9 protein-coding genes are annotated in these 10,678 nt (G+C 69.8%); 2 read left to right on the forward strand and 7 right to left on the reverse strand.

Going from position 1 to position 10,678, the window contains the following annotated elements; genetic code table 11:
• Positions 1–440: 440 nt before the first annotated feature.
• Complete coding sequence (locus Aau02nite_RS35305) at positions 441–614, forward strand: hypothetical protein (protein WP_212992968.1); 174 nt, start codon at positions 441–443, stop codon at positions 612–614.
• A 147-nt stretch (positions 615–761) separates the two neighbouring features.
• Positions 762–2,198 carry an ice-binding family protein gene (locus Aau02nite_RS47545; RefSeq protein ID WP_281421103.1) on the forward strand — a complete coding sequence of 479 codons (1,437 nt, stop codon included), beginning with the start codon at positions 762–764 and terminating at the stop codon, positions 2,196–2,198.
• Positions 2,199–2,500: 302 nt separating this feature from the next.
• Here the strand turns inward: Aau02nite_RS47545 and Aau02nite_RS35315 are convergent, their stop codons facing one another.
• The 7 genes from Aau02nite_RS35315 to Aau02nite_RS35345 all read right to left on the reverse strand — a co-directional run bounded on the left by Aau02nite_RS35315 (position 2,501) and on the right by Aau02nite_RS35345 (position 9,799).
• The gene (locus Aau02nite_RS35315; protein WP_212992976.1) at positions 2,501–3,244 is read right to left on the reverse strand and encodes a site-specific integrase; all 744 of its coding nucleotides are present in this window, start codon (positions 3,242–3,244) and stop codon (positions 2,501–2,503) included.
• Positions 3,245–4,361: 1,117 nt separating this feature from the next.
• A complete protein-coding gene (locus tag Aau02nite_RS35320) occupies positions 4,362–4,724 on the reverse strand; it encodes an alpha/beta fold hydrolase (protein ID WP_212992970.1) in 363 nt (120 codons plus the stop codon).
• A 69-nt stretch (positions 4,725–4,793) separates the two neighbouring features.
• Positions 4,794–5,741: a diacylglycerol/lipid kinase family protein gene (locus tag Aau02nite_RS35325; protein WP_246595667.1), complete on the reverse strand. Its 948-nt coding sequence runs from the start codon at positions 5,739–5,741 to the stop codon at positions 4,794–4,796.
• Complete coding sequence (locus Aau02nite_RS35330; RefSeq protein WP_212992971.1) at positions 5,735–6,040, reverse strand: hypothetical protein; 306 nt, start codon at positions 6,038–6,040, stop codon at positions 5,735–5,737. Before Aau02nite_RS35330 ends, Aau02nite_RS35325 begins: the two co-directional genes overlap by 7 nt.
• 137 nt (positions 6,041–6,177) lie before the next feature.
• Positions 6,178–8,376: a transketolase gene (gene tkt, locus Aau02nite_RS35335; protein ID WP_212992972.1), complete on the reverse strand. Its 2,199-nt coding sequence runs from the start codon at positions 8,374–8,376 to the stop codon at positions 6,178–6,180.
• Positions 8,377–8,414: 38 nt separating this feature from the next.
• Entirely contained in the window at positions 8,415–8,858 is a 444-nt protein-coding gene (locus tag Aau02nite_RS47765; RefSeq protein ID WP_212992973.1) for a transaldolase family protein, read from the reverse strand.
• Positions 8,859–9,526: 668 nt separating this feature from the next.
• On the reverse strand, positions 9,527–9,799 hold the full coding sequence (locus tag Aau02nite_RS35345; protein WP_212992974.1) for a hypothetical protein: 273 nt from the start codon (positions 9,797–9,799) through the stop codon (positions 9,527–9,529).
• Positions 9,800–10,678 lie beyond the last annotated feature (879 nt).

Consider the following 10,678-nt stretch of genomic DNA (forward strand, 5'->3'; position numbering starts at 1 on the left):
TATACTTTTCAGTGACCTGGTAAAACGTTCGTTAGCACGTCGCTGGGCCCTCTAAATGCTGGGGGTCAAGGGGTCGCAGGTTCAAATCCTGTCAGCCCGACAGAGCATAATCGCAGTTCAGGCGGTCGGTCCGGATCAACGGACCGGCCTTCTATGCATCCGGGGGACCACGGTGGTCAAGTGCGCTCATCGGTAGCGCTCCTTGACCGCTGGTCAAGAAGCTGCTGGAACGTGGGTCGCTAAGACCTTAGCGCCATTTGTCATGGCTGCCGCTTTGCTCCCGGCCGGAGCTGGCAGCGGCTCGGGCGATGCCCGGCGGACACGCCGTCCGGCTGCAAGTCCGCAGTCGGCGGGGCGCACCTCCCGGACGGGTCGATCACCCTGGCTGCGGCCCTGCACTACACCGGCTACCGGCAGGTCATCGCCACCCTATGGTCGGTGTGGGACGCCGAACAGCCCAGGTCGCCGAGGCGGTCTACGCCGCACTGGTGCACGACGGCGAGCTCGACGCCCGGCACGCGCCGCGCGCCCTGCACGAGGCGGTCCGTCGGCTGCGCGGCTCTTACCGGGACCGGCCCAGCGTGTGGACGCCGTACGCCCACACCGGGCCGTGAAGATTGTTCGGTTCCAACCCCAAGTGCAGCCGGACATGGTGCAGTGGTGATATGCCGTCACATGCGCCCTGGGCTGGCCGGACGGCGCTTGCGGCTTCTGCGGCCGCGGCCGTCACCGTCCTTCTGCTGTTCTTCCACGCGAGTACGGTGCAGGCCCTGGAAGCGCCGGTGAGCCTGGGCACCGCCGGTGACTTCTCCGTGCTGGCCGGGGCCGAGCCCACCAACACCGGTTCCAGCTATCTGGCCCAGGATCTCGGAAGGTCTCCCGACAACACCGCCTCGGGCTTCGGGACCGCAACCGTCATCGGCGAGACCCACCTCGGTGACGCGGTCGCCGCTCAGGCTCAGAACGACCTCACCGCCGCCTACGACGACGCCGCCGGCCGGACCCCGCTTGCCACCCTCGCCGCCGAACTCGGCGGCACCACGCTCACCCCCGGCGTCTACCAGGTCGGAGCCGCGCAACTAACCGGGCCGTTGACTCTCGACGGCCAGGGCGACCCGCGGGCGGTGTTCATCCTTCAGATCGACACCACGTTGACCACGGCGGCGAACAGTAAGGTCGTCCTCGTGGACGGCGCGTCCGCCTGCAACGTGTACTGGACGATCGGGAGCTCGGCGACGCTGGGGACCGGCACCACCTTCGTGGGCACGATGATGGCTCAAGCGTCGATCACGATGAGCGCGAACGCCACTCTGCAGGGGCACGCTCTGGCTCGTACCGCCGCCGTCGTCCTCGACTCCAATGTCATCACCGAGCCGGTGTGCGCCGCCGCGCCCGGGCCGCCCGGGCCCGCGGGTCCGCCTGGGCCCGCGGGTCCGCCTGGGCCGGCGGGATCGCCCGGCGCCCCCGGGCCCTCTGGGGCTGCCGGCGCCACCGGGATGCCTGGCGCTCCTGGTGCTACCGGCGCGCAAGGCGAGCCCGGCCCGTCCGGCGCTTCTGGTGCAACCGGGGTCCCCGGCGCGCAAGGCGAGCCCGGCCCGTCCGGCGCTCCTGGTGCTACCGGCGCGCAAGGCGTGCCGGGTCCTTCCGGTGTCCCCGGCGCTGTCGGGGCATCCGGCGTACCGGGCCCGGCAGGCGCATCCGGTGCCTCCGGGACCCAAGGCGAGCCCGGTACGGCCGGCGCCGCCGGCGTAGCCGGTGCTGGTGGGGTACCTGGTGCCCTTGGTGGGCCCGGACCACAGGGCGCGCCGGGTGTACCAGGCGCTCTCGGCCAGCCCGGCGCCGACGGAGCGCCCGGCGAACCCGGCCCAGCCGGTGCGCCCGGAGCACTCGGCGAACCCGGTGATGCGGGCGCCCCAGGCGTTCCCGGCGCCGATGGAGCGCTCGGCGCGGCCGGGCCTCAGGGCGAGCCCGGTCGGGCCGGTGCTCTCGGCGTACCCGGTCCAGCCGGCGCGCCCGGCGTCCCGGGGGCGCCCAGTGTCCCCCGCGACCCGAATTCACTCGGCCGGCCCGTCGCTCCCCGAGGTCCACCGAACCTGCCGGTCACCGGCGACCGCCTGGTCCCCAGCCTCACCGTCCTGGCCCTCGTCATGATCACCGTGGGCGGGTTCATGCAGGTCACCCGCCGACGCCGCTTCTGAACCGGTCTTCCGGCCCCCGCGGTCGGAAGGGTATCGCCTCACCGACGGCCGGCGCTGCCGGACGGCTGCGGACCGGCTGGCGGACGTTCGGGTCTCAAGGCGCGCGCCCGGGGTGTGTCACTCGCTGCCACTCCTGTCACTGGTGCCACTCGACAGGCTCTTGAGCTGGACGAATATGAGTGACAGCCGTAGGTCGGCTGTCACTCAAGCGGGCCAGCGCTCCCAGGGACCGTCGGGGACCATCTGGGGACTCACGGTATGCGCGGCTGTGCGCGGGCCTGCACACTTGTCTTGCAACCGCGTCAGGCAGCCCGGGCTTCGGCCGCGTCGAGGGCCGCGCAGGTAGCGCTCACGCCGTCGTCGGCGGCGTCGCGGGTGAGATGCCTGGAGAGGTCCACGGTGGTGGCCACGTTCTTGTGCCGAAGGGTCTTCGAAACCACGGCCAGCGGCACGCTCTGGTTGATCATGATGGTGGCGGCGACGTGCCGCAGGTCGTGCACCCGGATAGCCGGCAACCCGGCGCCCGCGGTGAGCCGGCGCAGGTGGTCGAGCACATACTGCGGCCGCAGCGGCAGCCCGTCCGGTCGGGCGAAGATCAGGTCGAGGTCGTCGTAGTGACGGGCGGCCAGCTGCTGCCGGCGCTGGCGGCGGCGTTGCCGCTGCAACGCGTCGACGGCCCGGGCGAACAGGGCCACCCAGGCCCGGCTGCCATGGGTCTTGGGCGCGTTGAACATACTGCGGCAGTTGTCGACGCTGACCAGCGTCCAGCGCACGAACAACGTCCGCGCGTCGACGTCCACATCGGCCCAGTGCAGCCCCAGGACTTCGCCTTTCCGCATCCCGGTGCAGACCATCACGTGGAACAGATCCGCCAGGGGACTCTCGACGGTGCGGCAGTGCCGCAGGAACGCGCTGGCCTGGTCAGTGCTCCAGCAGGTGAGCTCGCGTCGCGCCGGTCGGGGATCTCGGCGAAGCGGGCGGCGTTGTGCGGCAGTCGGTGGTTGCGGCGGGCGTCCTTGAGGGCGCTCGACAGGGTCGTGATGCAGCGGCGCAGGGTGACCAGGCCACGGCCGGCGGCGAGTTCCCGCTGGACGAACTGGTTGACGTGCTCGTGGGTGAGCCGCTCCAGCGGCGCCGCGCCGAACGCGGGGGGTAGGTCGTTACGGAGGTAGTCGCTGTAGTGGGTGCACCGTGTTGACTTTGAGGGTCGGTGACTTGGTCGCCAGCCACTGGGTGAGGTAGCTCGCGACCGTTTCGCTGTCGTCCAGGCTGGACGCCGGCCCGTTCGCACTCGAGCACGTGGCTCAGGGCACCCGATGCCTCGGTCTTGGTGGCGAAGCCGGTGCGGCGCATGGTCCTGCGTTTGTCCAGGCTTGGCAAGTCGACGGCGAAGGCCCAGCTACCGTGCCGGGCGGTGGACAGCTTCGGGCAGCGGACACCGAGCTGTCGGCCGCGGCTGTCGCGGCAGGCGCAGCAACGGTAGACCCGGCCCCGGTGTGGATTCGGCCTCATGATCTCCCCCTCGGTAGAGGTGAGTTGCTGTCACCTCTACCGGTGCCCCGTTCAGCTGCGACAACATCGCGACATCCCTGCATGTCACCCTGCGTGTGACCGCCGGACTTGTGACCCGGTCAAGGGTGCCTACCGGACCAAGGGGAGGATTTGAAGTCGTGTGGGGCGGGACGTTTCCGGCCCGAATACGCGGGACAGAAAGACGCGGGCATGCGACGACGCAGATGGTCGGCGAGATTCGAAGCGAACTCGCTATCGTCTGAGGCGTGCCTTCGGCCCGATCGAGGAGATCGGTTCCAGGCGCGTTTTGTGGGACGCCTTACTGGAGGTCGCTGCTCAGTAGTTGACGCCAGCGGGACTCGGCGTATCGGAATGGTGGGGTCGACTCGAGGAAATGCCGCACGGCGGGGACCAGCCGGTCTGCGGCGGTCGTGCGGGTAGTGGCCGGCACCGTCGATCTCGAGCAGGTGCGGCGCTGTCAGCAGGTCGGCCACGTCCCGGGTGCGACTGCTGACACCGCGCTCAGCGCGCGCTTGGTGAGCGGGCGCGGTATCAGGGCCAGGCCCGCGACGACGGTGAGCGCGCCGGGCAGCGTCGCGGCGCGCAGCATCGGGCTGACCTGGAGGCCGAGGCCGCCGCTGCTGATCAGTGTCAGCCGGTCGGTGCGCTCGGGGAACTGGTAGGCGAATTGCAGAGCGATACCGCCGCCGAGGCTGTGGCGACGAGGGTCGCCGAGGAGTGCCCGAGGATGACGAGCAGGTCGCGAAGGGAGGCCGCGAGCGCTCCGAGGGAGTAGTCGCCGGCCGGGGCGTCCGAGTCTCCGTGACCGGGTAGGTCAGGGGCGATGACGGTATGGCCGGCGGCGAAGCTGTCGAGGACGTGGTCCCAGGTCCGGCGGGTGCCACCCAGCCCGTGGATGAGCAGAAGCGGTGAGCCGATGCCCGCGGTGGTGTAGGCGATGGCACCGTCCCCGATGCGGACTCGTCCTTCGTGACGAACGGTGGTCCCTGACATGAGGGTTTCATGACGTGACTGTCTGCCCTGGGGAGCCTTCCTGATCGGCATGACTTCGTGCGGCGGAGATCAGACGGGATGGGTCACGGTTTCGTGGATCTCACGGGCGTCGCGGGCGGCCGTGTCGGCGTCATGGGCGAGGTCGGGGTCGGTCGCCGGTTGCGGTACGCAGAGCAGTAAAGCCTTGGGTCGTACGGTGACCGTCAGGTCTTTGCCGGGGTCGATGAGGTCACCGTCGAGCTGGCGGGGCTGGGCGCGTCGGCTGCTGATCTGTACGCGGGTGGCGGTGTAGGTTTCCATGCTCGGTACCCGCTGTTTGCGGCGTAGCACGCCCCAACCGAGGGCTGCCCAGTGTCGCAGGGTCCGCGGGCTGAGGATGGCGACGTCGAGCAGGCCGTCGTCGGGCTGGGCGTCGTTGAGCAGCCGCATACCGCCTTGGAGCCGGCCGACGTTGCCGACGATGACGGTGCGGGGCCGGCGGGTGAAGGCCGGCTTGTCGTCGAGGGTGATGCGAAGGTGCATGGGCCGGTCACGGAGATGCTTGGTGGCGCCGGCGGCGTAGGCGAGCCAGCCGATGTGCTTCTTGGCGGTGTCGTTGGTGGCATCGAGCATGTGGGCGTCGAAGCCCATGCCGGCCATCACGGCGAAGCTCTGCTCGCCGACGACGCCGACGTCGATGCGGCGGCGTCCGCCCTGCAGCACGACCTCGAGGCCGGTGGCCAGGTCGGCGGAGAGCCCGAGGTTGGCGGCCAGCAGGTTGCCGGTGCCGGCGGGCAGCACGGCCAGGGCGACCTCGGAGCCGGCCAGAGCGGTCACGCAGGCCATGACCGTGCCGTCGCCGCCGCAGGCGAAGACGAGCTCGGCGCCGTCACGGACGGCCTGGGTGGCCTGGCCGGCGCCGGGGTCGTCGACGGTGGTCTCGAGCCACATCGGCTCCGGCCAGCCTTGAGCGGTCAGCACGTCGGTGATGGTGTGGCGCAGTTCGTCGAGGTCGGGCACCTTCACCGGGTTCACCACGACGGCGGATCGTAGGGGACCGGAAACGGTTGTGACATCCACGGGAAGGTCCTTCGCAGTCGGGGGAAAAGCGACCGCCGCCGACCCGCGTAGGGTCGACGGCGGTCGTCAGTGCTGTCAGGCGTCGGCGTGCTCGCGGCTGCCGGACTTTCCCAGCCCCGGCTGACCAGGTAACGGATGGTCAGCAGCACGACGTAGAACCAGGCGCGGTCGGCGCGGAAGTAGTCGCCGCCCGAGTCGTTGTCGCCGTTACCGTCGACCACGAGGGAAGCGATCAGGACGGCAACCGCGATGACCACGTAGGCGATGAACTAGGTGGACCGCCGTACCGCTTTCGGGGCACGAGGTTGATGCAGGAAAGCTCCGGAAAGCAACCATCATTCGTTGCCGTCGATGAGGAAATGCCCGGTGCGGGCCTTCCCAAACAGGACGTGTGTCACTCCGGTCGGTCGCCCGTGCCACCTGTGGTCGGGGAGGTGGTCTGCTGGTCGCCGCCGGGGCGGACCGGGCCGGACGTGGCGTGGATGCTGTCGCGGGCGGCCTGGGCGACCGCCTCGGCGGTGATGCCGAACTCCTGGTAGAGACGTTGGTAGTCGGCGGAGGCGCCGAAGTGTTCGAGGCTGATGATGCGTCCGGCGTCGCCGATGATGTCGCGCCAGCCCTGGCCGATGCCGGCCTCGACGCTGACCCGGGCGCGCTGGGCGGGCGGCAGGACCTCGTCGCGGTACGACAGGGGTTGCTGGGCGAACCATTCCCGGCACGGCATGGAGACCACGCGGGCGGCGATGCCCTCGCCGGCCAGCACGTCCCGGGCGTCAAGGGCGATCTGCACCTCCGAGCCGGTGGCGATCAGCAGCACGGCGGCGTCGTCGCCCGCGCCGGCCAGGACGTAGCCGCCGCGGGCCGCGCCGTCGGCGGCCGCGTATCCGCCGGGGCCGCGGTCGAGCACGGGCAGGTTCTGCCGGGTGAGGATCATGCCGGCGGGCCGGTCGGTGTGCTCCAGGACGGTACGCCAGCAGACCGCGGTCTCGTTGGCGTCACCGGGCCGGACGACGTCCAGACCGGGGATGGCCCGCAGCGCGGCGAGGTGCTCGATGGGCTGGTGGGTGGGACCGTCCTCGCCCAGGCCGATGGAGTCGTGGGTCCACACGTAGGTGGCGGGCAGCTGCATGAGCGCGGCCAGCCGCACGGCGGGACGCATGTAGTCGCTGAAGACCAGGAACGTGCCACCGTACGGGCGGGTCAGGCTCTGCAGGGCGATGCCGTTGAGGATCGAGCCCATGGCGTGCTCACGGATGCCGAAGTGCAGGGTCCGGCCGTACGGGTCACCGGACCAGTTGCGGGTCTGCCGCTCGGCCGGGATGAACGACGGTTCCCCGGTCATGGTGGTGTTGTTGCTCTCGGCCAGGTCCGCCGAGCCACCCCACAGCTCCGGCAGCACCGGGGCGAGCGCGGACAGGATCTCCCCGGACGCCTTGCGGGTCGCCATGCCCTTGGCATCGGGCGCGAAGGTCGGCAGGGCCGCCTCCCAGCCGTCCGGCAGCCGGCGCTTGAGCAGCCGGTCCAGCAGGGCCGCCCGGTCCGGGTGGGCGGTCCGCCAGGCTTCGAAACCGGGCAACCATTCCTGGTGTACGCGTGACCCGCGCGCGACGACCGCACGGGCGTGGTGCAGTACGTCGTCCTCGACGGTGAACGAGACGTCCGGGTCGAAGCCGAGTAGCCGCTTGGTCGCCGCGATCTCGTCGGCACCGAGCGCGGACCCGTGCGCCTTGCCGCTGTTCTGCAAGGTCGGGGCGGGCCAGCCGATGACGGTACGCAGCTTGATCAGTGACGGCCGCCCGGTGTCGGCCTTGGCCGCTTCGACCGCGGCGTGCAAAGCGTCGATGTCCTCGACGTACTCGCCGGTGCGGGTCCAGTCGACGGTCTGCACGTGCCAGTTGTAGGCGGCGTAGCGGGCGGTGACGTCCTCGCTGAACGAGATGTCGGTGTCGTCCTCGATGGAGATGTGGTTCGCGTCGTAGAACACCACCAGGTTGCCCAGCTGCTGGTGCCCGGCCAGGGAACTGGCCTCGGCGGTGACACCCTCCATGAGGTCACCGTCGGAGGCGATCACGTACACGTGGTGGTCGAACGGGCTCGCGCCCGGTGCGGCGTCCGGATCCAGCAGGCCCCGCTCCCGGCGGGCCGCCATGGCCATGCCAACCGCGCTGGCCAGACCCTGACCGAGCGGCCCGGTGGTGATCTCGACCCCGCGGGTGTGCCGGTATTCAGGGTGTCCCGGCGTGGCGGAACCCCAGGTGCGCAGCGCACGCAGGTCGTCCAGTTCCAGGCCGTAGCCACTGAGGAAGAGCTGCGTGTAGAGGGTCAGGCTGGTGTGCCCGGCCGACAGCACGAACCGGTCGCGGCCCAGCCACTGGTCGTCATTCGGGTCGTGCCGCATCACGTCGTGGAACAGCAGGTAGGCCAGCGGCGCCAGGCTCATCGCCGTACCGGGGTGGCCGTTGCCGACCTTCTGCACCGCGTCGGCGGCGAGCAGCCGGGCGGTGTCCACGGCCCGGACATCGAGCGCTTCCCAGCCCACGGCGTCGGCGACCGGAGCGGTGACCTGCCGGTCGAGCTGATGGATCTGGGTCATGTCGATGTCCTCACTATGGGGTGAAAGGGGCGTGCCGGTCAGGACTGGACGAGCTCGGCCCGTTTACCGGCAATACCCTCGAAAAGCTTGAACAGGTTGGGCCGGTCGATCAGCCGGTGCAGAGCGACAGCCCCCTCGACGGTGGCTTCGGCGTCGTGGGCCAGATGCGGGTCGACTTCCAGCGACACCCACCCGTCGCGTGAGTCACCGCGGTCGTACACCGGTCGCAATAGGTCACACGCGGCGCACGTCATGCTGCGGCCAGGAGCACCGGTCGGTGCAGCTGGAGGCCGGGTGCCGATGTCGGCGATTTCGCCGACGATTCGCCGGGCTTGCCGAGCAGGCGAGAGAAGTATCGTCAGGTAGCTGACGCAAATCTGATGGTGTAGAGCTGAGCTACCCGTCCTGCGAGTGCCCCGCAGGAATACTCGCAAACCCCGCCATGGTGGTCGGCTCAACATCGGACTCGACCAGTAGGACATCGCCGCCGACGCACCGGACAGCTACCGCGACCGGATCCTGGACGCGTACCGACGCAGGCGCTGACCGCCGCCGCCGGCCGGATACATCGAGCGGCCGGGCGCGAATCTCGATAGCTGGACCGGGAAGAACGCTGACGGCACGGCCTTCGTCGGCCGTATCCCGCCGGCCGGCGAGGCGGGTGTGAGTGGCGGAACTTCACACCGTGTATTCGGTCGCCGCGCAGGCGGCTGGTGCACGTTCGGCGCATAACGAAGTCCCGGCGGGCTGGTCGCTCACCGGGCAACCGTGTCTGTCGGAAATCAGTGGTCGTGTAAGCCGGTGCGCGGATCGCTGTTGCTGCCGGCCGCGGCTGACCATGTAGTCCAGAGTTGATCCACCCGTTCACCGGGCTACGCCCTGTCCCGTTCCGCAGGCTGGTGCGCCAGGTTGCCCGGCGCGGCGGCGACGCCAGCAGGACTACAACACCGGGCATCACAAGGTCCGCGCCCGTGCCGAGCGCTGCGTGGCCCGACTCAAGACCTACAAGATCCTGCGCGACTGCCGCCGCCCCGGCCGAACCTTGGCCGCCACCGCATCCGGATCGCCCACCTGCACAACATCGTTCTGGCCGGCTGACCAGCAAACCGCTCACGGACAACGCCCGCGGACCGCGCCACGCAGCTGTTGTTCAGGGGGAGGTCCGGCGTCGCTGGTCGGATGCGGCGACCTCTTCGGTACTGCTGACGACCCAGCGCTCGGTGCGGGTGTCGTAGAGGATGATGTCGCCGTCGTGCAGGACGATCCGGTCGCGGTGGCTGTCCGGGTCTGCGGCGGTGGTGGCCGCCTGGTCGAATTCCGCGAGGGCAGGGATGACGTCGGCGAGCAGGATCGCCATCGTCATGGTGGGCTCGTCGAAGGCGCGGTTCAGTGTGTCGGCGACCTCGTGGGCGGTGGCGGTCATCGTGAGTCCTCGTTGTGCGCTCGTAGTGGGGTCGTCGGGTCGGCAGCAGCGTCGGTGCGGGCGGAGTGGTTCTTCGGGCCCTCCGACATCCTGTGCCCGCCCTGGACCCGCTCATGCGTCGGGCAAGTGCCAGCAGGTCAGGATGCTTCCGGTTGGATCCGTTGACCGGTTCACGCGACGGCGCCAAGCGTAGGACTGGCTTCGGATCGACCGGCTGCTCAGGCCCAGCTGGTCGTGGCGCCCTGCCGCCAGGTGTTATCGCGCGACGGCGAGTGTCCGCGCATCCCTCCGGCAGCGGTCGCTGCGCCGGAACCATGGTCATATCCCTCTGTCCGAGGACGCGGCGACCTCCACCTCGAGACTGTCCACCCTTGTTCTGTCGATGGACAAGAGCTGAGGGTCCGGCCCGGCATCCATCCGCGGTTCGACGCCATGGTGTCTGCCGACACCCGACCCCCGACCAGTCCGGTTGGGTGTTGACCGGCAGGGAGCCGGGTGTCAGGCCACTATGCGGCGGTTGCGCACACCGAGACGACCATCGATTACGTGCCGAAGTAACCGGCCGACCGCGAGAAAATCTATGTCCGCAGCCCTAGACAAGCTCGGTGGACTTGGCTAACGTTGTGCGGGTTGACAGCAGAGATCGCCGAAGACGCAGACGATCTGACCGAGCGTTAAGCAGGGCCCGGATGTTCTCGTGGCTCGCTCGGCACGGCGGTGAGTTCGTGTCACCGCAAGAGTGGACAAGGCAAGTGCAAGTAAGACCCCGGCGTAAGTCCAGGTCGGGGGCATCGGGCGGGGCCGAGGCTGGTTCAGGGTTCCGCTTGGGAAAGCGTCCGTCGTACGTGTGCGGGGCCGTGAAGTCGCGTGGGGCTCCGA

Source organism: Actinoplanes auranticolor, assembly GCF_018332655.1.
Lineage (GTDB): Bacteria > Actinomycetota > Actinomycetes > Mycobacteriales > Micromonosporaceae > Actinoplanes > Actinoplanes auranticolor.

Coding starts and splice junctions, on each gene's coding strand:
- Aau02nite_RS35320 (WP_212992970.1), bottom strand. CDS start 4,724: ATGTCAGGGACCACCGTTCGTCACGAAGGACGAGTCCGCATCGGGGAC.
- tkt (WP_212992972.1), bottom strand. CDS start 8,376: ATGACCCAGATCCATCAGCTCGACCGGCAGGTCACCGCTCCGGTCGCC.
- Aau02nite_RS47765 (WP_212992973.1), bottom strand. CDS start 8,858: ATGTCCTACTGGTCGAGTCCGATGTTGAGCCGACCACCATGGCGGGGT.
- Aau02nite_RS35345 (WP_212992974.1), bottom strand. CDS start 9,799: ATGACCGCCACCGCCCACGAGGTCGCCGACACACTGAACCGCGCCTTC.